Source organism: Streptococcus sp. V913, assembly GCF_054353455.1.
Window position 1 is genome coordinate 366176 of the sequence record NZ_JBTHHX010000002.1, and the last position, 24379, is coordinate 390554.

Below are 24379 nucleotides of genomic sequence, written 5' to 3' on the forward strand. Positions count from 1 at the left end.
ACAATAAGAGGAAAATATGACATTTAAATCAGGCTTTGTAGCTATTTTGGGACGTCCTAATGTTGGGAAGTCGACCTTTTTGAATCACGTCATGGGGCAAAAGATTGCTATTATGAGTGACAAGGCGCAGACAACGCGCAATAAAATCATGGGGATTTACACCACAGATAAGGAGCAAATCATCTTTATTGACACACCAGGAATTCACAAGCCTAAAACAGCCCTTGGCGATTTTATGGTGGAATCTGCCTACAGCACCCTTCGTGAAGTGGATACTGTTCTATTCATGGTGCCAGCTGATGAGCCACGTGGTAAGGGCGACGACATGATTATCGAGCGTCTGAAAGCTGCCAAGGTTCCTGTGATTCTGGTGGTGAATAAGATTGACAAGGTCCATCCAGACCAACTTCTGGCTCAGATTGATGACTTCCGTAACCAGATGGACTTTAAGGAAATTGTTCCTATCTCAGCCCTTCAGGGAAATAACGTTTCTCGACTAATCGATATTTTGAGTGAAAATCTAGAGGAAGGTTTCCAGTATTTCCCAGCTGATCAAATCACAGATCATCCTGAGCGTTTCTTGGTTTCAGAAATGATTCGTGAGAAGGTTCTTCATTTGACACGTGAAGAGATTCCACACTCAGTTGCCGTAGTGGTTGACTCTATGAAACGGGATGAAGAGACAGACAAGGTTCACATCCGTGCAACCATCATGGTGGAGCGAGATAGCCAAAAAGGCATTATCATCGGAAAAGGTGGCGCTATGCTCAAGAAAATTGGGACTATGGCCCGTCGTGATATCGAACTCATGCTAGGGGATAAGGTTTTCCTAGAAACTTGGGTCAAGGTCAAGAAAAATTGGCGTGATAAAAAGCTAGATTTGGCTGACTTTGGCTATAATGAAAAAGAATACTAAGTAGAGGTGGGCTCATGCCTGCTTCTTGTTTTTACAGAAGGAGGATTTATGCCTGAATTACCTGAGGTTGAAACGGTTCGTCGTGGCTTAGAAAAATTGATTATAGGAAAGAAGATTTCGAGTATAGAAATTCGTTATCCCAAGATGATTAAGACAGATGTGGACGAGTTTCGAAAGGAAGTGCCTGGTCAGATTATCGAGTCAATGGGACGTCGTGGTAAATACTTGCTTTTTTACTTGACAGACAAGGTCTTGATTTCTCATTTGCGGATGGAGGGCAAGTATTTTTACTATCCGGACCAGGTACCTGAACGCAAGCATGCCCATGTTTTCATTCATTTTGAGGATGGCGGCACTCTTGTATATGAGGACGTACGCAAGTTTGGTACTATGGAACTATTGGCACCCGACCTGTTGGATGCCTACTTTATTTCTAAGAAACTAGGTCCTGAGCCAAGAGAGCAGGACTTTGATTTGCAGGTCTTTCAATCTGCCCTAGCCAAGTCTAAAAAGCCTATCAAATCCCATCTCCTAGACCAGACCTTGGTAGCTGGCCTTGGCAATATCTATGTGGATGAGGTTCTCTGGCGAGCTCAGGTTCATCCAGCAAGACCTTCCCAGACTTTAACGTTAGAGGAGGTGTCAGCTATACATAAGCAGACTATTGCTGTTTTGAGTCAGGCTGTTGAAAAAGGGGGTTCAACTATTCGAACCTATACAAATGCCTTTGGGGAAGATGGAACCATGCAGGATTTTCATCAGGTCTATGATAAGACTGGTCAAGCATGTTCACGCTGTGGCGCCATCATTGAGAAATTCCAGCTTGGCGGAAGGGGAACTCATTTTTGTCCTCAGTGTCAAAGGAGGGACTGATGGGAAAAATCATCGGAATCACTGGGGGAATTGCCTCTGGTAAATCAACTGTGACAAATTTTCTAAGAGAGAAAGGCTTTCAAGTGGTGGATGCTGACGCAGTCGTCCATGATCTACAAAAACCTGGGGGTCGTCTTTATCAGCTCTTAGTTCAGCACTTTGGGCAGGAAATCATCCTTGAAATTGGAGAACTCAATCGCCCTCTCCTAGCTAGTCTCATCTTTTCAAATCCTGAGGAGCGAGAATGGTCTAAGCAAACACAAGGAGAGATAATTCGTGAGGAACTGGCTACTTTGAGAGACCAGTTGGCTCAGACAGAAGCAATTTTTTTCATGGATATTCCCCTGCTTTTTGAACAGGACTATAGTGCTTGGTTTGATGAAACGTGGCTGGTCTATGTGGATCGAGCTGTTCAGGTGGAACGTTTCATGAAAAGGGATCAGCTGTCCAAGGATGGAGCTGAATCTCGTCTGGCGGCCCAGTGGTCTTTGGAAGAAAAGAAAAAACTAGCGACTCATATACTAGATAATAATGGCAGTCGTGATCAGCTTGTGAGTCAAGTAGTGAGGTTACTTGAAGGAGGCGATAGCTGTGCAAGAGATTAGTTGGAAAGATAATCTTCGTGTCGCCTGGTTTGGTAGTTTTTTAACGGGAGCCAGTATATCCTTAGTCGTCCCTTTTATGCCTATCTTTGTGGAGCAGTTGGGAATCGAAAGGGATCAAGTTGCTTTCTACGCTGGATTAGCCATCTCAGTTTCAGCTGTTTCCGCAGCTTTAGTTTCTCCAATCTGGGGGATTCTTGCTGACAAGTATGGTCGAAAACCTATGATGATTCGAGCAGGGCTTGCCATGACTATCACTATGGGAGGTTTGGCCTTCGTACCGAATATCTATTGGCTAATCTTTCTTAGATTACTCAATGGTGTATTTACTGGTTTTGTCCCCAATGCAACGGCCTTGATTGCTAGTCAGGTACCTAAAGATAAGTCTGGAGCGGCTCTAGGAACTCTATCTACAGGTGTTGTTGCAGGAACACTGACGGGTCCCTTTGTTGGAGGCTTTATTGCTGAAATTTTTGGCATTCGTAATGTCTTTTTATTGGTAGGTGCTTTCTTATTTTTAGCTGCAATCCTAACCATTTTCTTTATCAAGGAAGATTTTCAGCCAGTGGCTAAGGAGAAGGCTATCCCAACGAAAGAAGTATTTTCTTCTTTCAAGTATCCTAGACTTTTAGTGAATCTATTTTTGACGAGCTTTGTCATTCAATTTTCAGCTCAATCAATTGGTCCCATTCTAGCTCTCTATGTGCGGGACTTAGGGCAGTCCGAAAATCTCCTCCTTGTATCAGGATTAATCGTATCCAGCATGGGATTTTCTAGCATGATGAGTGCTGGAATTCTAGGAAAACTTGGCGATAAGCTAGGGAATCATAGATTGTTGGTCGCGGCGCAGATTTATTCCGTCATCATTTACCTTCTTTGTGCCCACGCAACCAGTCCACTTCAACTTGGCTTGTATCGTTTTCTATTTGGTTTGGGAACAGGTGCTCTCATACCGGGAGTCAATGCCCTTCTCAGCAAAATGACTCCAAAAACCGGAATTTCAAGGATTTTTGCCTTTAACCAAGTCTTTTTTTACCTAGGTGGAGTGATTGGACCTATGGCGGGATCCGCAGTTGCAGGATATTTGGGCTACCATGCAGTCTTTTATGCGACAGCAGCCTGTGTGGCTTTCAGTTGTTTATGTAACTTAGTGCAATTTAGATCATTATTAAAAGTAAAGGAAATCTAGTGCGAGTAAAAATCAATCTCAAGTGCTCCTCTTGTGGCAGCATGAATTATCTAACCAGTAAGAACTCCAAAACTCATCCTGACAAGATTGAGGTTTTAAAGTATTGTCCCAAGGAAAGAAAAGTAACCCTACATCTTGAATCTAAGTAGATTTTATGGTAAAATAATAGGGATTTTAAGGAGTTTGATATGTATAACCTATTATTAACCATTTTATTAGTATTATCTGTTGTGATTGTGATTGCGATTTTCATGCAACCAACCAAGAACCAATCCAGCAATGTATTTGATGCCAGTTCAGGTGATTTGTTTGAACGTAGTAAAGCTCGTGGTTTTGAAGCTGTGATGCAACGTTTGACAGGTATTTTAGTCTTTTTCTGGCTAGCCATTGCCTTAGCATTGACGGTATTATCAAGTAGATAAGAAATGGGCGAGACTAGGTCTTAGCCTATTTTTATTTTTTACGACACTTATAAAGTTATCAATCAAAAAAATTATAAAAATCTAGAAAGAAAACATGAAAGATAAAATAAAAGAATATTTGCAAGAGAAGGGGCGAGTGACGGTCAATGACCTGGCTCAGGCTCTCGGAAAAGATGGATCTAAGGATTTCCGTGAGTTGATTAAAACCCTGTCTCTGATGGAAAGAAAGCACCAGATTCGTTTTGAAGATGGTGGTAGTTTATGCCTGAACCAGAAGAAGAAACATGAAATCACCCTCAAAGGGATTTTTCATGCCCATAAAAATGGCTTTGGCTTTGTTAGTTTAGAAGGAGAAGAGGACGACCTTTTTGTAGGAAAAAACGATGTCAACTATGCTATTGATGGTGATACAGTTGAGGTCGTGATTAAGAAAGTAGCTGACCGCAACAAGGGAACAGCTGCCGAAGCCAAAATTATTGATATCCTAAAGCATAGCCTGACGACAGTTGTCGGGCAAATCGTTCTGGATCAGGAAAAGCCCAAGTATGCTGGCTATATTCGTTCCAAAAATCAAAAAATCAGCCAACCAATCTATGTGAAGAAACCAGCTATCAAGCTGGAAGGTACAGAGGTTCTCAAGGTTTTTATCGACAAATACCCAAGTAAGAAACATGATTTCTTTGTCGCTAGTGTGCTCGACGTGGTGGGACACTCGACTGATGCTGGAATTGACGTTCTTGAAGTCTTGGAATCCATGGATATTGTTTCAGAATTTCCAGAAGCTGTTCTCAAGGAAGCAGAAAGTGTACCAGAAACTCCGTCTCAAAAGGATATGGAAGGTCGTCTGGACCTGAGAGATGAAATCGCCTTTACCATTGACGGTGCGGATGCCAAGGACTTGGACGACGCAGTACACATCAAGGCTTTGAAAAATGGCAATATCGAGCTTGGAGTTCACATCGCAGATGTTTCCTACTATGTGACCGAGGGTTCTGCCCTTGATAAGGAAGCTCTTAACCGCGCGACTTCTGTCTACGTGACAGACCGTGTGGTACCAATGCTTCCAGAACGACTGTCAAATGGCATCTGCTCGCTCAATCCTCAAGTAGATCGCTTGACCCAGTCTGCTATTATGGAAATTGATAAACACGGTCGTGTGGTTAATTACACCATTACCCAAACAATTATCAAGACTAGTTTCCGTATGACCTATAGTGATGTCAATGATATCCTAGCTGGCGATGAGGAAAAGAGACGAGAGTTTAAGAAAATTGTTCCAAGTATCGAGCTCATGGCCAAGCTTCATGAAAGGCTAGAAAGCATGCGTGAGAAGCGTGGTGCCCTTAACTTTGATACCAGCGAAGCTAAGATCTTGGTGGATAAAAAAGGTAAGCCTGTGGATATCGTTCTTCGCCAACGTGGAATTGCAGAGCGGATGATCGAGTCCTTCATGTTGATTGCTAATGAAACGGTGGCCGAACACTTTAGTAAAATGGACCTACCTTTCATTTATCGGATTCACGAGGAGCCCAAGGCTGAAAAAGTTCAGAAGTTTATTGATTATGCTTCGAGCTTTGGATTGCGGATTTATGGAACTGCAAGTGAGACGAGCCAGGATGCCCTCCAAGACATCATGCGTGCGGTTGAGGGAGAGCCTTATGCGGATGTATTATCCATGATGCTTCTCCGTTCTATGCAGCAGGCTCGTTATTCAGAGCACAATCACGGTCACTATGGACTTGCTGCCGACTATTACACTCATTTTACCAGTCCCATTCGCCGTTATCCTGACCTTCTAGTCCATCGAATGATTCGGGACTATGGGCGTTCTAAGGAAGTAGCAGAGCATTTTGAACAAGTGATTCCAGAGATTGCAACCCAGTCTTCCAACCGTGAACGTCGTGCCATCGAGGCGGAGCGTGAAGTCGAAGCCATGAAAAAGGCTGAGTACATGGAAGAATACGTGGGTGAAGAGTACGATGCGGTTGTGTCTAGCATCGTTAAATTCGGTCTCTTTGTCGAATTGCCGAACACAGTTGAAGGCTTGATTCACATCACCAATCTACCTGAATTTTATCATTTCAACGAGCGTGATTTGACTCTTCGTGGAGAGAAATCAGGAATAACTTTCCGCGTGGGACAGCAGATTCGTATTCGCGTAGAAAGAGCGGATAAGATGACAGGTGAGATTGACTTCTCTTATATCCCAAGTGAGTTTGATGTCATCGAAAAAGGCTTGAAGCAAGCTGTGCGCAGAGACAGAGGTCGTAGTTCAAGTCGTCGTTCAGACAAGAAGGAAGACAAGAGAAAATCAGGGCGCTCGAATGATAAGCACAAGCATTCACAAAAAGATAAAAAGAAAAAGGGTAAGAAACCATTTTACAAAGAAGTAGCTAAGAAAGGAGCCAAGCATGGCAAAGGGCGAGGGAAAGGTCATCGCACAAAATAAAAAAGCGCACCACGACTATACAATCGTAGATACGCTAGAGGCAGGAATAGTGCTGACAGGAACGGAAATCAAGAGTGTACGTGCTGCACGTATCAATCTCAAGGACGGATTTGCCCAAGTAAAAAATGGGGAAGTCTGGCTGAGCAATGTTCATATTGCCCCTTACGAAGAGGGCAATATCTGGAACCAGGAACCTGAACGCCGTCGCAAACTTCTACTCCATAAGAAGCAAATTCAAAAATTGGAACAAGAGACCAAAGGGACAGGAATGACCCTTGTTCCCCTCAAAGTCTATCTCAAAGATGGCTATGCCAAGCTTCTTTTAGGACTTGCCAAAGGGAAGCATGACTATGATAAACGGGAGTCAATCAAGCGACGTGAACAAAACCGCGACATCGCGCGTGTGATGAAAGCTGTTAACCAGCGATAAGAAGAGGAAGTAAAATGGAAAAACTAGTTGCCTATAAACGCATGCCCTTGTGGAATAAACAGACCATGCCTGAAGCTGTTCAGCAAAAGCACAATACTAAAGTCGGGACTTGGGGGAAAATCACCGTTTTGAAAGGAACTCTCAAGTTTATTGAATTGACAGAGGATGGTGAGGTTCTAGCTGAGCACCTCTTTGAATCGGGGGCTGATAATCCCATGGCGCAACCGCAAGCCTGGCATCGAGTAGAGGCAGCCACAGATGATGTAGAATGGTACTTGGAATTTTATTGTAAACCTGAGGATTATTTTCCTAAGAAATACAATACCAATCCAGTCCATTCAGAGGTTCTAGAGGCCATGCAGACGGTAAAACCCGGAAGAGCCTTGGATTTAGGTTGTGGTCAAGGACGTAACTCTCTCTTTCTTGCACAGAATGGTTTTGATGTGACAGCTGTGGATCAAAATGAATTGTCCCTTGAAATCTTGCAAAGCATTGTGGAACAAGAGGATCTAGACATGCCTGTCGGACTTTATGATATCAATTCAGCCAGCATCGGGCAAGCCTATGATTTTATCGTATCAACTGTTGTTCTCATGTTCCTACAAGCGGACCGCATTCCAGCTATTATCCAAAATATGCAGGAGCACACCACGGTTGGTGGTTACAATCTTATCGTCTGTGCCATGGATACAGAGGATTATCCTTGCTCAATCAACTTCCCATTCACCTTTAAAGAAGGGGAGCTGGCGGACTACTACAAGGATTGGGAATTGATTAAGTACAATGAAAACCCAGGACATCTGCACCGTCGTGATGAAAATGGTAATCGCATTCAACTACGCTTTGCGACTATGTTAGCTAAAAAAGTCAAGTAAATCAAATATTTACAAACGAATAGAAACCACTTTGCAAGGTTTCTGTTCGTTTTTATTTATGGCGTCAGATTGGGGGAAGCAGGATTTTATGCTATACTAGAAGTAGGAAATATGAGCAGTAGAGCTGTGTTATTTTTTCTCTCGGCTTAAGAAAGTGTAGATGATGGAGGTGATCTAATGACGAGTCTTTTGGTGGAACTGTATGATCGGCATGTATTGGAAAAGAATGTCTACCAAGCCTTTGTCAGTGATTGTGACGAGATTCTCTTCCTTTCTTTGACGAAAATAAGCAATAATGAAAAACTCTCTCTCCGTCAGTTTATCCTAGAAGAAGTCCCCCATATCCAACGTGTGACCTTTCGTCAGCTATCTTTAGAACAACTAGCGAACCAGTTAGATTATTGCCTGGCAGGTTATGACCATGTAATCCTTGATGTTTTTGGCGGAGATTCACTACTAGCCTTATCACTCTATCAATATGGCTTGGATCGCCACCTCCCCATCGTTGCCATGGATGTTGAACGAGGAAAACATTACAAGTGGGTAGCTGGCCAGTTAGAAAAAGAAGATATGGACATTCCAACCCTAAGCATCCAACAGTTGATAGCCTTGCGTGGTGGAAAAATGCTCAAATCAAAACGCCCTATCCACTCAGCTCAGCAAATTGCGACCATTAAAAAACTAGCCAGCTCGGCTATTGCCAATCCCGCCCACTGGTATCAAGTAACTCAATTTTTCTCTCTAGCTAAGACCAATGACCTGCATGCCGAGACAGAAAAGATACTGGAAAACAATGGCAGGTATTATCACTATCCAAAATCCCTTATTCCTTTACTTGTGGAAGCAGGGATGCTTTGTATTGAAAGCGAGGACAAGAAACGAGTAGCATACAGCTTTCCAAGTCAAGAAGCTCAAGTCTTTTGCCGCAATAAGGGACATATTTTAGAGGTATATCTCTATCTCTTGGCGCTTGAATCTCAGCTGTTTGATGAGTGCATGATAGGAGGTGAGATTGATTGGAATGGCATCTTTCCAGAGGCGGATAATGTCCAAAATGAGATTGATGTCATTCTGAGAAAGGGACGCTCGATTACCTTTATCTCCTGCAAGATGACGGATTTATCAGTTGAAGCCATCAATGAACTAGAAGTCTATGCCAATCATTTTGCTGGGGAGAGTTGCCTCAAGTTAATTGTCTGTACGGGGAAAATCAATCCCGTTTATGCCAATCGTTGTCAGGAATACGGTGTGCTCGTCATTAGGAGCGAACAAATCCCCAATCTCATTCCCATGCTGAAAAAATACTCTAAGAGAGTTAAAAGGTAGAAAAGCAATAAGAAAGACTGGATTTCCAGTCTTTTTGACTTCTTTTTCGAATAGAAAAGAAAAGGAGGTAGATCATGTTTGTAGCTAGAGATGCCAAGGGAAAATTGGTAAATGCACTCGAAAAAGACGTTATCAAGCAAGCTTATACCTGCCCCGCCTGTGGTGGTGGACTACGATTACGCCAAGGACAGAGCATTCGAACGCACTTTGCCCATGAAAGGTTAAGAGATTGTATCGCTATTTTTGAGAATGAAAGTTCAGAACACTTGGGAAATAAAGAGGCCCTCTATCATTGGGCCAAGAAGGACAATCAGGTTGCCTTAGAATATAGTCTGCCTGCGATTCAGCAGATTGCGGATGTTCTCGTCAATGAGAAATTAGCTCTGGAGGTTCAGTGCAGTCCCTTGTCTCAAAAGCTTTTAGGCTATAGAAGTCAAGATTACCGTAGTCAGGGATACCAAGTTATCTGGCTATTGGGAGAAAAACTCTGGTTAAAAGAGCGACTTACACAACTGCAAAGGGGATTTCTCTATTTTAGTCAAAATATGGGTTTCTATGCCTGGGAACTAGATTTTAAAAAGCAAGTTTTGAGACTGAAATATCTTCTGCATCAGGATCTACGTGGCAAGCTTCATTTTCAGGTAAAGGAATTTCCATTTGGTCAAGGAAATCTCTTGGAAATTCTACGATTCCCTTATCAAAAACAAAAGCTAGCTAGTTTTTCAGTTTTTCAAGATTCAACTATCTGTCACTACATTCGCCAACAGTTGTACTACCAAACGCCTTACTGGATGAAAAAACAGGAGGATGCTTATCAACGAGGAGACAATCTATTAAACCGTCAACTGGACGACTGGTATCCCCAAGTCAGACCAATAGAATCGGGTGATTTTTTGCAGATTGAAACGGATTTGACTAGCTATTATAGAAATTTTCAGGCTTACTATCAAAAAAATCCGAAAAATAATCGCCAAAAGCTCTATCCACCAGCCTTTTATCACTTATATTTCTCAAAAAATGTGGTAAAATAGAAAGGGTGGAGGAATCTTATGGTATTACAACGACATGAAATAAATGAAAAAGATACATGGGATCTTTCGACAATCTACCCAACAGACCAGGCTTGGGAAGAAGCCTTGAAAGATTTAACTGAAAAAGTACAAACATCATCTCAGTATGAGGGACATCTTTTGGACAGCGCAGACAGTTTGCTTGAGATCACAGAATTCTCACTCGACTTGGAACGCCAAGTTGAAAAGCTTTATGTCTATGCACATATGAAAAATGACCAAGACACACGTGAAGCCAAGTATCAGGAGTACTATGCCAAGGCAATGACCCTATACAGTCAGTTAGAACAAGCCTTTTCATTCTATGAACCTGAGTTTATGGAGATTAGCGAAGAGCAGTATGCGGCCTTCCTAGAAGCTCAACCAAAACTCCAAGTTTACAAGCACTTTTTTGACAAGCTCTTGCAAAAGAAAGACCATGTTCTTTCGCAACGTGAGGAAGAATTACTTGCTGGAGCAGGAGAAATCTTTGGCGCTGCTAGTGAAACCTTCGCTATTTTGGACAACGCGGATATTAGCTTCCCATATGTCCTTGATGACGAAGGCAAGGAAGTGCAACTCTCACACGGTACTTACATCCATTTGATGGAGTCTAAAAACCGTGAAGTGCGTCGTGGTGCCTATGAAGCCCTTTATGCGACTTACGAGCAATTCCAACATACTTATGCTAAGACTTTGCAAACAAATGTTAAGGTGCAAAACTACCGAGCGAAAGTTCGCAACTATAAGAGTGCTCGTCATGCAGCCCTTGCAGCCAACTTTGTTCCAGAGAGCGTCTATGACAATCTAGTAGCAGCAGTTCGCCAGCACTTGCCACTCTTGCATCGTTACCTTGAACTTCGTTCTAAAATCTTGGGGATTTCTGACCTCAAAATGTACGATGTCTACACACCGCTTTCGTCAGTAGATTATAGCTTTACCTACGAAGAAGCCTTGAAAAAGGCAGAAGAAGCTTTGGCAGTTTTAGGTGACGACTATTTGAGCCGTGTTAAACGTGCCTTCAGTGAGCGTTGGATTGATATCTATGAAAACCAAGGCAAGCGTTCTGGTGCCTACTCTGGTGGTTCTTACGATACCAATGCCTTCATGCTTTTAAACTGGCAGGACAATCTAGATAATCTCTTTACCCTTGTCCATGAAACAGGTCACAGTATGCACTCAAGCTATACTCGTGAAACCCAACCTTATGTTTACGGAGATTACTCTATCTTCTTGGCAGAGATTGCCTCAACGACCAACGAAAATATTTTGACAGAGAAATTACTAGAAGAAGTAGAAGACGACGCAACACGCTTTGCTATTCTCAATAACTTCCTAGATGGTTTCCGTGGAACAGTCTTCCGTCAAACTCAATTCGCTGAGTTTGAACATGCTATCCATCAAGCAGATCAAAATGGAGAAGTCTTGACAAGTGATTTCCTCAATAAGCTCTACGCTGACTTAAATCAAGAGTACTATGGACTCAGCAAGGAAGATAATCCTCAAATCCAATACGAGTGGGCACGCATTCCACACTTCTACTATAACTACTATGTTTATCAGTATTCAACAGGTTTTGCAGCTGCTTCAGCCTTGGCTGAAAAGATTGTCCATGGAAGTCAAGAAGATCGTGACCGCTATATCGACTACCTCAAAGCAGGTAAATCTGACTATCCGCTCAATGTCATGAGAAAAGCGGGTGTTGATATGGAAAAAGAAGACTATCTTAACGATGCCTTTGCAGTCTTTGAACGTCGCTTGAACGAGTTTGAAGCTCTTGTTGAAAAATTGGGACTAGCTTAAGATGGTAGAGTCTTATAGTAAAAATGCCAATCACAATATGCGTCGTCCCGTCGTCAAGGAAGAAATCGTTGAACTCATGCGCCAGCGTCAAAAGCAGGTGACAGGTTCTTTGAAAGAATTGGAAGTCTTCGCTCGCAAGGAAAATATTCCCATTATTCCCCATGAAACGGTCGCTTACTTTCGATTTCTCATGGAAAGTCTGCAGCCTAAGAATATTTTGGAAATTGGGACAGCTATCGGTTTTTCAGCTCTTTTGATGGCGGAGCATGCGCCAGATGCTAAGATTACAACCATTGACCGCAATCCTGAGATGATCGGTTTTGCCAAGGAAAACTTTGCTCAGTTTGACAGTCGTAAGCAAATCACCCTCTTAGAGGGAGATGCCGTCGATGTTTTGTCTAGCCTGACAGAAACTTATGACTTTGTCTTTATGGATTCGGCTAAGTCCAAGTACATCGTCTTTCTACCTGAAATCCTCAAACGACTTGAAGTTGGTGGAGTGGTTGTCTTGGATGATATTTTTCAAGGAGGAGATGTTGCCAAGGACATCATGGAAGTCCGCCGTGGTCAACGAACCATTTATCGTGGTTTGCAAAGACTTTTCGACGCAACTTTGGACAATCCAGGTCTAACAGCAACTCTAGTTCCTCTTGGTGATGGCATTCTCATGCTACGAAAAAATGTAGCAGATGTACAGCTACCTGATGAAAAATGATTTTCAGAAAAATTTAAGAAATTATAGTAAAATAGATAAAGTAACACTTACCGTAAAAGGAGTAAACATGAAGAAAAAACTTATGGCAGGAGCCATCACACTTTTATCAGTAGCAACACTTGCAGCTTGTTCAAATAGTTCTGAAGGAAAAGATTTGATCAGCATGAAGGGTGATGTGATTACAGAACATCAATTCTTTGAAGAAGTAAAGAATAATCCAACTGCGCAACAAGTCTTGCTAAATATGACCATCCAAAAAGTATTCGAACAACAATATGGATCAGAGGTAACGGATAAAGATGTGGATGACGCCGTTGCTGAGGAACAAAAGAAATACGGTGATAGCTATAACAGCGTCCTTCAACGTGCAGGTATGACTCCTGAAGCTCGTAAAGCTCAAATCCGTACCAACAAATTGGTTGAATTGGCAGTTAAGAAAGCTGCCGAGAGTGAATTGACAGATGAGGCTTACCAAAAGGCTTTTGAGTCTTATACACCAGATGTGACAGCTCAAATCATCCGTATGGATAATGAAGACAAGGCAAAAGAAGTGCTTGAGAAAGCCAAAGCAGAAGGTGCAGATTTTGCTCAGTTGGCGAAAGACAACTCTAACGACGACAAAACAAAAGAAAATGGTGGAGAAATCACTTTTGACTCTGCTTCAACAGAACTTCCAGAACAAGTCAAAAAAGCAGCCTTTGCCTTGGATGTGAACGGTGTTTCTGATGTGATTACGGCTACTGGAACACAAGCCTACAGCAATCAATTCTACATCGTTAAAGTAACGAAGAAGACAGAAAAATCTTCTAACTTAGAGGATTACAAAGAAAAATTGAAGACCATCATTTTGACTCAAAAACAAAATGATTCAGCCTTTGTTCAAGGAGTAATTGGTAAAGAATTACAAGCTGCTAATATCAAAGTCAAAGATCAAGCCTTCCAAAACATCTTCACCCAATACATCGGTGGTGGTGACTCAAGCTCAAGTTCAAGCAGTAGCTCTTCATCTAACTAAGCAATGAAAATACAAATCTCATTTGAGGTTTGTATTTTTTATGCTTGAAGACAAAAAATAAGTAAAATTCGAAGGATTAAAGGATAATAGTTTTTTTCTTTCTGAAAAAGTGGTATAATAACAATCAAAACTAGAAAATAAAACGGAATTAGGAACAACTGCCTCTGTTCCTATTAGAGTGGTGAAATATGAAAATTAGTAAAAGGCACCTACTAAACTATTCCATTTTGATTCCTTACTTCCTTTTGTCGATTTTGGGGCTGATTGTGGTATATTCGACAACGAGTGCAACCCTGATTGAAGAAGGGAAAAGTGCATTTCAATTGGTACGTAACCAGGGGATCTTTTGGATAGCTAGTTTGGTTTTGATTGCCTTAATCTATAAATTAAAATTAGGTTTCCTGAGAAATGGACGTCTCATTTTTATCGTGATGATTGTGGAGATGATTCTTTTAGCCCTAGCGCGTCTGGTCGGAACACCTGTCAATGGAGCATACGGATGGATTTCTGTAGGACCTGTAACGATTCAGCCGGCTGAATACCTTAAGATTATCATCATCTGGTACTTGGCACATCGTTTTTCAAAACAGCAAGATGAGATTGCGGTTTATGATTTCCAGGTGTTGACCCAAAATCAATGGCTACCTCGAGCTTTTAACGACTGGCGTTTTGTTCTGCTGGTTCTGATTGGTAGCTTGGGGATTTTCCCCGACTTGGGAAATGCGACCATCTTGGTCTTGGTGGCGCTCATTATGTACACCGTTAGTGGAATCGCCTATCGTTGGTTCTCGACTATTCTAGCTCTCTTGGCAGGGAGTTCAATTTTATTCTTATCTGTCATTCGTCTTGTTGGGGTTGAAAAATTTTCTCAGATACCGGTATTTGGTTATGTTGCTAAACGTTTTAGTGCCTTCTTTAATCCCTTTAATGACTTGGCGGGTGCAGGACACCAGCTTGCAAATTCCTACTATGCCATGGTTAATGGAGGCTGGTTCGGACTAGGATTGGGAAATTCGATCGAGAAGCGTGGTTATCTGCCGGAAGCCCATACGGATTTCGTGTTTTCGATTGTCATCGAAGAGTTTGGATTCGTAGGAGCGAGTATGATTTTGGCTTTACTCTTCTTCTTAATTTTGCGAATCATCTTGGTTGGTATTCGAGCTAAGGATCCCTTTAACTCCATGGTTGCTATCGGTGTCGGAGGGATGATTCTTGTTCAGGTCTTTGTCAATATCGGTGGGATTTCTGGTTTGATTCCTTCTACAGGGGTGACCTTCCCCTTCCTTTCACAAGGTGGGAACAGTCTCCTGGTATTATCCGTAGCCATTGCCCTTGTATTAAATATCGATGCCAGCGAGAAACGTGCTAAACTCATTAGAGAATACGAATCTCAAACTGTTGAAGGTCTGTAAGGATTGTATGGAAAGGAAAAATATATGTCTCTTCAGAAATTAGAAAACTATAGTAATAAAGCCGTCATCCAAGAAGAAGTCTTGATTTTGACTGAGCTGCTAGAAGATATCACAAAAAATATGCTAGCGCCAGAGACCTTTGAAAAAATCATGCAGTTGAAGGAATTAGCAACAAATGAAAACTATCAAGGGCTCAATGAACTGGTGACTAGCCTTTCCAATGAAGAAATGATTTACATTTCTCGTTATTTCTCTATCCTTCCACTCTTGATTAATATATCTGAGGATGTGGACTTAGCCTATAAAATTAACCACCAGAACAATGTGGACCAAGACTATCTAGGGAAATTGTCTACAACCATAAAGATGGTAGCTGAAAAAGAAAATGCAGCTGAAATTTTAGAAAAGTTAAATGTCGTTCCTGTCTTAACCGCCCATCCAACGCAAGTACAACGCAAGAGTATGCTGGACTTGACCAACCATATCCATACGCTCTTGCGTAAGTACCGTGATGTCAAACTAGGCTTGATTAATAAAGAAAAATGGAACATGGATCTCCGTCGTTACATTGAAATTATCATGCAAACAGACATGATTCGTGAGAAGAAGTTGAAAGTAACTAACGAAATCACCAACGTGATGGAGTACTATCAAAGTTCATTCCTGAATGCTGTTCCGCGTTTGACGGCTGAATATAAGAAACTAGCTAAAGAACAAGGAATTGAGCTCCAACATCCAAAACCAATTACTATGGGGATGTGGATTGGAGGAGACCGTGATGGAAATCCTTTCGTAACAGCGGAAACCCTCAATAAATCAGCTTTGACCCAGTGCGAAGTCATCATGAACTACTACGATGAAAAGATTTATAATCTTTATCGTGAATTTTCACTGTCAACCAGTATTGTGAATGTCAGTGATAAAGTTCGTGAGATGGCGCTTAAGTCACAAGATAACTCCATTTATCGTGAAAAAGAACTCTATCGTCGTGCTCTTTTTGATATCCAAGCTAAGATGCAGGCAACTAAGGCTTATCTCATTGAAGATAAGGATCTTCAGCCTAGATATGCTACTGCAGATGAATTTTATCAAGACTTGTTGGCCATTCGAGATTCTCTCCTTGAGAATAAAGGAGAATACCTGATTTCAGGAGAATTTGTTGAACTGATGCAAGCCGTTGAAATCTTTGGCTTCTACCTTGCTTCTATCGATATGCGCCAAGACTCTAGTGTTCATGAAGCCTGTGTGGCTGAATTGTTAGCATCTGCTGGCGTCAACGACCACTATAGCGATCTCTCTGAAGATGAAAAATGCGCCCTCCTCTTAAAAGAGTTGGAAGAAGATCCTCGTATCCTCTCAGCTACTCATGCTGAAAAGTCAGAACTGCTTGAGAAAGAATTGTCTATCTTCAAAACTGCTCGCAAGTTGAAGGATAAACTGGGGGAAAATGTCATTCGCCAAACCATCATCTCTCACGCGACAAGTGTATCTGATATGCTAGAATTAGCCATCATGCTCAAGGAAGTCGGCTTGGTGGATGCTCAAAAAGCGCGCGTTCAGATTGTTCCCCTCTTTGAAACGATTGAAGACTTGGATCACTCGGAAGAAACCATGAGAAGATATTTCTCTCTTCCATTGGCTAAAAAATGGATTGCTTCAAAAGACAACTACCAAGAAATCATGCTTGGCTACTCCGATAGTAATAAAGATGGTGGTTATCTATCATCATGTTGGACACTCTACAAGGCTCAACAACAACTGACTGCTATTGGAGATGAATTTGGTGTTAAAGTCACCTTCTTCCATGGCCGTGGTGGTACTGTTGGTCGAGGTGGTGGTCCAACTTATGAAGCTATCACATCTCAACCGCTCAAGTCTATCAAGGACCGTATCCGTCTGACTGAGCAAGGAGAAGTCATTGGAAACAAATATGGTAACAAAGACGCTGCCTACTATAACCTTGAAATGTTGGTATCCGCGGCCATTAACCGTATGATTACCAAGAAAAAGAGCGATACCAATACCTCAAATCATTATGAGTCTATCATGGATCAAGTAGTGGACCGTAGCTACGATATCTACCGTGATTTGGTCTTTGGAAACGAACATTTCTATGATTATTTCTTCGAGTCAAGCCCAATCAAGGCTATATCAAGCTTCAACATTGGTTCACGTCCTGCAGCTCGTAAGACTATCACTGAAATTGGTGGTTTGCGTGCCATCCCTTGGGTCTTCTCATGGTCACAAAGTCGTGTCATGTTCCCTGGATGGTATGGTGTAGGATCAAGCTTTAAAGAGTTTATTGATCAAGATCCAAAGAATATTGAGTTTCTTCGTGATATGTACCAAAACTGGCCTTTCTTCCAATCTCTTCTTTCCAATGTAGACATGGTCTTATCTAAGTCTAACATGAACATTGCTTTTGAATATGCTAAGCTCTGTGAAGATGAAGAAGTGCAGGCTATCTACTACACTATTTTAGATGAATGGCAATTGACTAAGAACGTTATTCTAGCTATTGAAGGTTATGACGAACTCTTGGCAGAAAACTCTTATCTAAAAGATAGTCTAAACTATCGTATGCCTTACTTTAATATCCTTAACTATATCCAGTTGGAGTTGATTAAACGTCAACGTCGTGGTGAATTGTCGGTAGACGAAGAAAAACTAATCCATACAACTATCAACGGAATTGCAACCGGTTTGCGTAATTCAGGCTAATATTCTACAAACTTCCTCTTTTTTCAAGGGGAAGTTTTTGAATTGTTTGAAAAATTCTAAAAATAGTATTGACAAGTAATTGAAAAATGATATAATTTAAACATTCAGAAAGTAATCATGCTCATTTTTTAGAGAGTCTGTGGTTGGTGGAAGCAGATAGATGGAAGTGATGAAATTGGGCTGAATCTTATTAAGAATTTGAAATCATAAAAATTCGGTGAGCACACCTTACAGTGCAACTCGTTATTGCGAGAAAGAGCGATAGGGATATTCCCTATAATTGAGGTGGCACCGCGCATCGACGTCCTCACACAAGTTTTTTGTGTGAGGACTTTTTCTATGGGGAGGAAAGATATTGGAGTTTAAACGATGGCGTCGTTTGATGATGTGATTTAAAAAGTTAAGATAAAAGAATTAAGGAGAAAGAAAAATGAAAAATAAACGTTTGATTGGAATTATCGCTGGATTAGCAGTATTGGTAGTGGCTAGCTTGATTTATTCATCAATGAACAAGCCAGCAGCTAAGGAAGAGCAAAAGGTTGCTAAGGTTGGTGTCCTTCAATTTGTTAGTCACCCATCCTTGGACTTGATTTACCAAGGGATTCAAGATGGACTTGCTGAAGAAGGATATAAGGACAACCAAGTAAAAATCGACTTTATGAACTCTGAAGGCGATCAGAGCAAGGTTGCTACCATGAGTAAACAATTGGTGGCAAACGGAAATGATCTTGTCGTTGGGATTGCAACACCAGCTGCTCAAGGACTTGCAAGTGCTACTAAAGACCTTCCCGTTATCATGGCGGCTGTAACAGATCCAATTGGTGCTAACTTGGTCAAAGATTTGAAAAAACCAGGTGGCAACATTACAGGAGTATCAGACCACAACCCAGCAGAACAACAAGTAGAACTCATTAAAGCTTTGACACCTGATGTTAAAACAATCGGAGCCCTCTACTCAAGTAGCGAAGATAACTCAAAATCACAAGTTGAGGAATTCAGGGCTTATGCTGAAAAAGCAGGTTTGAAAGTCGAAACCTTTGCCGTGCCATCAACCAACGAAATTGCTTCAACTGTTAATGTTATGACCAGCAAGGTCGACGCTATCTGGGTTCCAATTGACAACACCATCGCATCAGCCTTCCCAACAGTTGTATCAAGCAACCAAACAGCTAAAAAACCAATCTATCCAAGCGCAACTGCCATGGTAGAAGCAGGAGGTCTGGCATCTGTAGTAGTTGACCAACACGATCTTGGAGTGGCTACTGGTAAGATGATTGCCAAAGTTTTGAAAGGTGAAAAACCAGCTGATACTCCAGTTAATGTCTTTTCAACTGGTAAGTCGGTTATCAACAAAAAACTAGCGCAAGAACTTGGTATCACCATTCCTGAGTCTGTTCTAAAAGAAGCAGGGCAAGTGATTGAATAAGGATAAAGGAGGAGTTGGGGACATCTCCTCCCGTTTTTACTAAAGAAAGAAATGAGTGAAAGATTATGATAGTATCCATTATTTCTCAGGGCATGGTCTGGGCAATCTTAGGTCTGGGAATCTTTATGACTTTTCGAATTTTGAATTTTCCAGATATGACGACTGAAGGTTCTTTCCCACTAGGGGGAGCAGTAGCTGTAACCTTGATAACACAAGGAGTCAATCCGTTTTTAGCGACCTTGGCTGCAGTAGGAGCAGGCTGTCTAGCTGGAATGGCGACAGGTCTCTTATATACCAAAGGAAAAATTCCAACTCTCTTATCAGGGATTTTGGTCATGACTTCCTGCCATTCCATCATGCTCATGATTATGGGACGTGCCAATCTGGGGCTTCTTGGAACCAAGCAAATTCAGGATGTCTTGCCTTTTGATTCGGACCTTAATCAACTCTTGACTGGCTTTATCTTTGTTGCCCTTGTTATTGGCCTTATGCTCTTTTTCCTAGATACCAAACTAGGTCAGGCCTACATAGCTACGGGTGATAACCCTGATATGGCTCGTAGTTTTGGAATTCATACTGGTCGTATGGAACTCATGGGTTTGGTTCTTTCAAATGGGATTATCGCGCTTGCAGGAGCCTTAATTGCTCAACAAGAAGGATACGCAGATGTTTCTCGAGGAATTGGAGTGATTGTCGTAGGTCTTGCTAGCTTGATTATTGGTGAGGTTTTGTTCAAGAGCTTGACCTTGGCAGAGCGACTCATGACCATCGTTGTAGGCTCTATCGCTTATCAGTTCCTCGTTTGGGGAGTGATTGCTCTTGGATTTAATACAAGTTATCTGCGTTTGTATAGCGCCTTGATTTTGGCAGTTTGCCTCATGATTCCAACCTTCAAAAGCAAATACCTGAAAGGAGTCAAGTTTAGCAAATGACAGCAATTGTAGAATTAAAAAATGCTACCAAAGTCATCACGAATGGCTTTGACGAGGAAAAAATCATTCTGAATGATGTTTCTCTTGAAATTTTTGAACATGATTTCATTACCATCCTAGGTGGAAATGGAGCAGGGAAGTCAACGCTTTTTAACACTATTGCAGGTACCCTACCTTTAACAAGTGGAAGTATCCGTATCATGGGGGAGGATGTGACGCATTTTTCACCTGAGAAGCGGGCTAAGTACTTGTCTCGTGTCTTTCAGGATCCTAAAATGGGTACGGCTCCTCGTATGACGGTGGCGGAAAATCTCTTGATTGCCAAGTTTCGTGGTGAGAAGAGAGGACTCCTTCCCAGAAGGCTATCAAGTCATCGGGAAGAGTTTCAGACAACCATTGAAAAAGTGGGAAATGGCCTTGAAAAACATCTCGACACTCCGATTGAGTTTCTTTCAGGCGGTCAGCGTCAGGCACTGAGTCTCTTGATGGCAACCTTGAAACGACCAGAGTTACTCTTGTTGGATGAACACACAGCAGCCCTTGACCCAAAGACCAGTGTGGCCTTGATGGAGTTAACAGATGAATTTGTCAGCAAAGACCATCTGACAGCCTTGATGATTACTCACCATATGGAAGACGCCCTCAAGTATGGAAATCGTCTGATTGTCATGAAGGAAGGCCGTATCATCCAAGACCTCAATAAAGAAGAAAAAGCTAAGATGAAAATTTCAGACTACTATCAATTATTTGAATAGATGAGTTAAATTATCATCAAAAATAGTGAAGAAAAACTTAGAATCCTGAAAGTGTTTCTGAGTTTTTTATCTTCCTTTTCTATCCAGAAAAATATGGCAAAGAGAATTCCGGAAAGCGTATGAAATGGTTTACTTTTTTTCAGAAATAAGCTATACTAGTTAACGTAAAACTATGATAAGATGGAGGTATTGTGTATGGTTGACAAGCAAGTTATTGAAGAAATCAAAAACAATACCAACATTGTGGAAGTCATAGGAGACGTGATTTCTTTACAAAAGGCTGGACGGAACTATTTAGGACTCTGTCCTTTTCATGGTGAGAAGACCCCTTCTTTCAACGTTGTGGAAGACAAGCAGTTTTATCACTGTTTTGGTTGTGGGCGCTCAGGAGATGTCTTTAAGTTCATCGAAGAATACCAAGGTGTGTCCTTTATGGAAGCCGTTCAGCTCTTAGGGGAGCGCGTCGGTATTCAACTAGCCATGCCTGTCCAGTCTCGTCCTCAACAGGTTTCGCCTCATCAAGCTTTATATGATATGCATGAAGAAGCTGCCCGCTTTTACCATGCAATTCTCATGACGACCAAGATGGGAGAAGAAGCAAGGGCTTATCTCTACAAACGTGGATTGACGGATGATGTTCTGAAGCACTTCCAGATTGGACTGGCTCCAGCAGAGAGAACCTATCTCTACCAACGTTTGGCTGACAAGTTCGAGGAAAAGGATTTATTGGATTCGGGCTTGTTTTATCTGTCAGATGGCAATCAATTTTATGATACTTTTTTCGGGCGTATCATCTTTCCTTTGACCAACGACAAGGGGCAGGTTATTGCCTTTTCAGGTCGTATCTGGGACGAAACTGATAGTCAGACTGCCAAGTACAAAAATAGTCGCTCGACCGCAATTTTTAACAAGAGTTACGAATTGTATCATTTGGACAAGGCAAAAAAAGCAACTGGAAAGATAGCAGAACTCTACCTTATGGAAGGTTTCATGGATGTGATCGCGGCTTACCGTGCTGGTATAGAAAATGCTGTCGCTTCTATGGGGACAGCGCTGAGCAAGGAACATGTTGATCACCTCAAACGCTTCACCAAAAAGATTGTTCTCAGTTATGATGGTGACAAGGCAGGACAGGCAGCGACAGCCAAAGCTCTGGAAGAATTAAAAGATTTCTCAGTGGAGGTTGTCCGAGTACCTGATGCTATGGACCCAGATGAGTATTTGCAAAAGAATTCTCCTGAAGATTTGGCCTACCTCTTAACCAAGACTCGGATTAGTCCTATAGAGTTCTATATACACCAGCTCAAGCCAGAAAATAGTGATAACTTGCAGGCACAAATCGAGTTCATTGAAAAAATAGCTCCCTTGATCGCCAAGGAAAAGTCTATCACTGCCCAGAATTCTTATATTCACATTCTGGCGGATAATCTACCTTCCTTTGATTACCAGCAGGTGGAGCAGATTGTAAATGAAAGTCGGATTGTTCAGAGGCAGGAGAGAGTCAAAGAGGAGCAACCTCCAGCAGCGATTAGTTTACCTGTAACGCGACAATTGACAGCAGTCATGAGAGCAGAGGCTCATCTCCTTTATAGGATGGCTGAAAATCCAGTTGTGTTAAATGACTACAGATTAAGAGAAGATTTTTTCTTTGATACCCCAGAATTTCAGATTCTTTACGAATTATTAAGTGTAGAGGGACAAATCGGCTCAGAGGAGCTTTCTCATCAGACGCCTGAGGTTGAAAATGCTTGGTACCACGTGCTTAGTCTGGATTTGCCAGCTGAGATGTCGCCTCAGGAGCTAGTGGAAGTCGAAGCGACTCGAAACCGTGCCCTCCTCAGCAAGGACAACTTAAGAATTAAAAAGAAAGTGCAGGAAGCTAGTCATGTAGGAGATACAGACACAGCCTTGGAAGAATTGCAACGATTGATTTCCCAAAAGAGAAGAATGGAGTAATAATGGCAACAAAACAAAAAGAAGTAACTACATTTGATGTGCAAGTAGCAGACTTTATCCGTAACCACAAAAAAACAGGAACAGCAACAGATGATGAAATCAATTCAAGTCTGGTTATTCCTTTTACCCTCGATGCAGACGGCATTGAAGACCTTTTGCAACGGATTCAGGATGCTGGAATTTCTATCACAGATAATGAAGGAAATCCAAGTGCGCGTGTGCTTAGTGCAGAAGAAGAACCAGAACTCAGTGATGAGGACTTGATTGGCTCAACCTCTGCCAAGGTTAATGACCCAGTCCGTATGTATTTGAAGGAAATCGGGGTCGTTCCTCTCTTGACCAACGAAGAAGAAAAAGAATTGGCCCTAGCAGTTGAGGCTGGTGATATCGAAGCCAAACAGCGTCTTGCAGAAGCCAACCTTCGTTTGGTAGTTTCGATTGCTAAGCGATACGTAGGTCGTGGTATGCAGTTTCTTGATTTGATTCAAGAAGGAAACATGGGCTTGATGAAGGCCGTGGACAAGTTTGACTATTCAAAAGGTTTTAAGTTTTCTACTTATGCAACTTGGTGGATTCGTCAGGCGATCACCCGTGCCATTGCTGATCAGGCTCGTACCATTCGTATTCCTGTTCACATGGTTGAAACGATTAACAAGCTTGTACGTGAACAGCGGAATCTCCTTCAAGAATTGGGTCAAGATCCAACACCTGAACAGATCGCTGAGAAAATGGATATGACACCTGACAAGGTGCGTGAAATCTTGAAAATCGCCCAAGAGCCAGTATCACTTGAAACACCGATTGGAGAAGAGGACGATAGCCATCTTGGGGACTTTATCGAAGACGAAGTGATTGAAAATCCAGTAGACTACACAACTCGGATCGTGTTGCGCGAGCAGTTGGATGAGGTTTTGGATACTCTCACAGACCGTGAAGAAAACGTTCTGCGCCTTCGTTTCGGGCTAGATGATGGGAAAATGCGTACTCTTGAAGATGTTGGGAAAGTCTTTAACGTAACTCGTGAGCGTATCCGTCAGATCGAGGCCAAGGCTTTGAGAAAACTACGTCAACCAAGTCGCAGCAAACCGCTTCGTGATTTTATTGAAGATTAGAGTGAGGATGAACATGGCTTATACAGAAGAGCAAATTGAAACGATCAAAACACGCATTTTAAACGCCTTGGAAGAAGTAATTGACCCTGAGTTGGGAATTGATATTGTCAACTTAGGTTTGATTTATGAAATTCGATTTGATGGTGAAACTGGTCACACTGAAATTGATATGACCTTGACAACTATGGGCTGCCCACTGGCTGACCTTTTGACAGACCAAATACACGATGCGATGACAGATGTGCCTGAGGTAACTAATACCGAAGTTAAATTGGTCTGGTATCCAGCTTGGACGGTTGAAAAAATGAGCCGATACGCGCGTATCGCCCTAGGAATTAAATAAAGACTAAAAAAATGAGAGAGAGACGATTGAAAAATAGGGTAAATTTATCCTTTTTCCT

General features: G+C 41.9%; 22 protein-coding genes and 1 other annotated feature. All 22 genes read left to right on the forward strand.

Features of this window, described 5'->3' with window-relative positions; genetic code table 11:
• Window positions 1-16 precede the first annotated feature (16 nt).
• The 22 genes from era (at window position 17) to ACXYSL_RS05915 (ending at window position 24321) form a co-directional block, all read left to right on the forward strand.
• Entirely contained in the window at window positions 17-916 is a 900-nt protein-coding gene (gene era / locus ACXYSL_RS05810) for a GTPase Era (RefSeq protein ID WP_084938559.1), read from the forward strand.
• A 48-nt stretch (window positions 917-964) separates the two neighbouring features.
• Window positions 965-1789 carry a DNA-formamidopyrimidine glycosylase gene (mutM, locus tag ACXYSL_RS05815; protein ID WP_084938558.1) on the forward strand — a complete coding sequence of 275 codons (825 nt, stop codon included), beginning with the start codon at window positions 965-967 and terminating at the stop codon, window positions 1787-1789.
• The gene (gene coaE / locus ACXYSL_RS05820; RefSeq protein WP_458624217.1) at window positions 1789-2394 is read left to right on the forward strand and encodes a dephospho-CoA kinase; all 606 of its coding nucleotides are present in this window, start codon (window positions 1789-1791) and stop codon (window positions 2392-2394) included. The genes mutM and coaE overlap by 1 nt, the downstream gene beginning before the upstream one ends.
• Entirely contained in the window at window positions 2381-3580 is a 1200-nt protein-coding gene (locus ACXYSL_RS05825) for a multidrug efflux MFS transporter (RefSeq protein ID WP_458624218.1), read from the forward strand. Before coaE ends, ACXYSL_RS05825 begins: the two co-directional genes overlap by 14 nt.
• A complete protein-coding gene (rpmG, locus tag ACXYSL_RS05830) occupies window positions 3580-3729 on the forward strand; it encodes a 50S ribosomal protein L33 (protein ID WP_007519517.1) in 150 nt (49 codons plus the stop codon). The genes ACXYSL_RS05825 and rpmG overlap by 1 nt, the downstream gene beginning before the upstream one ends.
• 39 nt (window positions 3730-3768) lie before the next feature.
• A complete protein-coding gene (gene secG / locus ACXYSL_RS05835; protein WP_000282517.1) occupies window positions 3769-4002 on the forward strand; it encodes a preprotein translocase subunit SecG in 234 nt (77 codons plus the stop codon).
• Window positions 4003-4096: 94 nt separating this feature from the next.
• Window positions 4097-6451, forward strand: a complete 2355-nt coding sequence (gene rnr / locus ACXYSL_RS05840; RefSeq protein ID WP_458624219.1) for a ribonuclease R — start codon at window positions 4097-4099, stop codon at window positions 6449-6451.
• A complete protein-coding gene (smpB, locus tag ACXYSL_RS05845) occupies window positions 6414-6881 on the forward strand; it encodes an SsrA-binding protein SmpB (protein ID WP_084938555.1) in 468 nt (155 codons plus the stop codon). The genes rnr and smpB overlap by 38 nt, the downstream gene beginning before the upstream one ends.
• A gap of 14 nt (window positions 6882-6895) precedes the next feature.
• A complete protein-coding gene (gene tehB, locus ACXYSL_RS05850) occupies window positions 6896-7756 on the forward strand; it encodes an SAM-dependent methyltransferase TehB (RefSeq protein WP_084938554.1) in 861 nt (286 codons plus the stop codon).
• A 177-nt stretch (window positions 7757-7933) separates the two neighbouring features.
• Window positions 7934-9082, forward strand: coding sequence for a PDDEXK family nuclease (locus ACXYSL_RS05855; RefSeq protein WP_458624220.1), 1149 nt, complete (start codon window positions 7934-7936; stop codon window positions 9080-9082).
• 74 nt (window positions 9083-9156) lie between these two features.
• Complete coding sequence (locus ACXYSL_RS05860) at window positions 9157-10113, forward strand: competence protein CoiA (protein ID WP_458624221.1); 957 nt, start codon at window positions 9157-9159, stop codon at window positions 10111-10113.
• Window positions 10114-10131: 18 nt separating this feature from the next.
• Complete coding sequence (gene pepF, locus ACXYSL_RS05865) at window positions 10132-11934, forward strand: oligoendopeptidase F (protein WP_458624222.1); 1803 nt, start codon at window positions 10132-10134, stop codon at window positions 11932-11934.
• Between the two features lies 1 nt (window position 11935).
• Window positions 11936-12649, forward strand: coding sequence for an O-methyltransferase (locus ACXYSL_RS05870; RefSeq protein ID WP_084911026.1), 714 nt, complete (start codon window positions 11936-11938; stop codon window positions 12647-12649).
• A gap of 67 nt (window positions 12650-12716) precedes the next feature.
• Window positions 12717-13664: a peptidylprolyl isomerase PrsA gene (gene prsA / locus ACXYSL_RS05875; protein ID WP_268699037.1), complete on the forward strand. Its 948-nt coding sequence runs from the start codon at window positions 12717-12719 to the stop codon at window positions 13662-13664.
• A gap of 188 nt (window positions 13665-13852) precedes the next feature.
• Entirely contained in the window at window positions 13853-15076 is a 1224-nt protein-coding gene (gene ftsW / locus ACXYSL_RS05880) for a cell division peptidoglycan polymerase FtsW (RefSeq protein WP_458624223.1), read from the forward strand.
• Between the two features lie 24 nt (window positions 15077-15100).
• On the forward strand, window positions 15101-17797 hold the full coding sequence (ppc, locus tag ACXYSL_RS05885) for a phosphoenolpyruvate carboxylase (RefSeq protein ID WP_458624224.1): 2697 nt from the start codon (window positions 15101-15103) through the stop codon (window positions 17795-17797).
• Between the two features lie 96 nt (window positions 17798-17893).
• Window positions 17894-18109, forward strand: a binding site (T-box leader).
• Between the two features lie 118 nt (window positions 18110-18227).
• Entirely contained in the window at window positions 18228-19223 is a 996-nt protein-coding gene (gene trpX, locus ACXYSL_RS05890; RefSeq protein WP_458624225.1) for a tryptophan ABC transporter substrate-binding protein, read from the forward strand.
• Window positions 19224-19288: 65 nt separating this feature from the next.
• Window positions 19289-20155, forward strand: coding sequence for an ABC transporter permease (locus ACXYSL_RS05895; RefSeq protein WP_061409118.1), 867 nt, complete (start codon window positions 19289-19291; stop codon window positions 20153-20155).
• The gene (locus tag ACXYSL_RS05900) at window positions 20152-20910 is read left to right on the forward strand and encodes an ABC transporter ATP-binding protein (protein WP_000125426.1); all 759 of its coding nucleotides are present in this window, start codon (window positions 20152-20154) and stop codon (window positions 20908-20910) included. Before ACXYSL_RS05895 ends, ACXYSL_RS05900 begins: the two co-directional genes overlap by 4 nt.
• A 195-nt stretch (window positions 20911-21105) precedes the next feature.
• Window positions 21106-22866 (forward strand): DNA primase, encoded by a 1761-nt coding sequence (gene dnaG, locus ACXYSL_RS05905; protein ID WP_458624226.1) that lies wholly within the window; start codon window positions 21106-21108, stop codon window positions 22864-22866.
• A gap of 2 nt (window positions 22867-22868) precedes the next feature.
• Window positions 22869-23978 carry an RNA polymerase sigma factor RpoD gene (gene rpoD / locus ACXYSL_RS05910; protein ID WP_181186965.1) on the forward strand — a complete coding sequence of 370 codons (1110 nt, stop codon included), beginning with the start codon at window positions 22869-22871 and terminating at the stop codon, window positions 23976-23978.
• A 13-nt stretch (window positions 23979-23991) separates the two neighbouring features.
• Window positions 23992-24321, forward strand: a complete 330-nt coding sequence (locus ACXYSL_RS05915) for a metal-sulfur cluster assembly factor (protein WP_000331930.1) — start codon at window positions 23992-23994, stop codon at window positions 24319-24321.
• Window positions 24322-24379 lie beyond the last annotated feature (58 nt).

Excerpts from the sequence above, each read along its gene's own strand:
- rnr (WP_458624219.1), top strand. The coding sequence starts at position 4,097 with ATGAAAGATAAAATAAAAGAATATTTGCAAGAGAAGGGGCGAGTGACG.
- mutM (WP_084938558.1), top strand. The coding sequence starts at position 965 with ATGCCTGAATTACCTGAGGTTGAAACGGTTCGTCGTGGCTTAGAAAAA.
- ACXYSL_RS05895 (WP_061409118.1), top strand. The coding sequence starts at position 19,289 with ATGATAGTATCCATTATTTCTCAGGGCATGGTCTGGGCAATCTTAGGT.
- tehB (WP_084938554.1), top strand. The coding sequence starts at position 6,896 with ATGGAAAAACTAGTTGCCTATAAACGCATGCCCTTGTGGAATAAACAG.
- secG (WP_000282517.1), top strand. The coding sequence starts at position 3,769 with ATGTATAACCTATTATTAACCATTTTATTAGTATTATCTGTTGTGATT.
- smpB (WP_084938555.1), top strand. The coding sequence starts at position 6,414 with ATGGCAAAGGGCGAGGGAAAGGTCATCGCACAAAATAAAAAAGCGCAC.
- ACXYSL_RS05855 (WP_458624220.1), top strand. The coding sequence starts at position 7,934 with ATGACGAGTCTTTTGGTGGAACTGTATGATCGGCATGTATTGGAAAAG.
- ACXYSL_RS05870 (WP_084911026.1), top strand. The coding sequence starts at position 11,936 with ATGGTAGAGTCTTATAGTAAAAATGCCAATCACAATATGCGTCGTCCC.
- rpoD (WP_181186965.1), top strand. The coding sequence starts at position 22,869 with ATGGCAACAAAACAAAAAGAAGTAACTACATTTGATGTGCAAGTAGCA.
- ACXYSL_RS05900 (WP_000125426.1), top strand. The coding sequence starts at position 20,152 with ATGACAGCAATTGTAGAATTAAAAAATGCTACCAAAGTCATCACGAAT.
- era (WP_084938559.1), top strand. The coding sequence starts at position 17 with ATGACATTTAAATCAGGCTTTGTAGCTATTTTGGGACGTCCTAATGTT.
- coaE (WP_458624217.1), top strand. The coding sequence starts at position 1,789 with ATGGGAAAAATCATCGGAATCACTGGGGGAATTGCCTCTGGTAAATCA.
- pepF (WP_458624222.1), top strand. The coding sequence starts at position 10,132 with ATGGTATTACAACGACATGAAATAAATGAAAAAGATACATGGGATCTT.
- ACXYSL_RS05860 (WP_458624221.1), top strand. The coding sequence starts at position 9,157 with ATGTTTGTAGCTAGAGATGCCAAGGGAAAATTGGTAAATGCACTCGAA.
- trpX (WP_458624225.1), top strand. The coding sequence starts at position 18,228 with ATGAAAAATAAACGTTTGATTGGAATTATCGCTGGATTAGCAGTATTG.
- prsA (WP_268699037.1), top strand. The coding sequence starts at position 12,717 with ATGAAGAAAAAACTTATGGCAGGAGCCATCACACTTTTATCAGTAGCA.
- ftsW (WP_458624223.1), top strand. The coding sequence starts at position 13,853 with ATGAAAATTAGTAAAAGGCACCTACTAAACTATTCCATTTTGATTCCT.
- dnaG (WP_458624226.1), top strand. The coding sequence starts at position 21,106 with ATGGTTGACAAGCAAGTTATTGAAGAAATCAAAAACAATACCAACATT.
- ppc (WP_458624224.1), top strand. The coding sequence starts at position 15,101 with ATGTCTCTTCAGAAATTAGAAAACTATAGTAATAAAGCCGTCATCCAA.
- ACXYSL_RS05915 (WP_000331930.1), top strand. The coding sequence starts at position 23,992 with ATGGCTTATACAGAAGAGCAAATTGAAACGATCAAAACACGCATTTTA.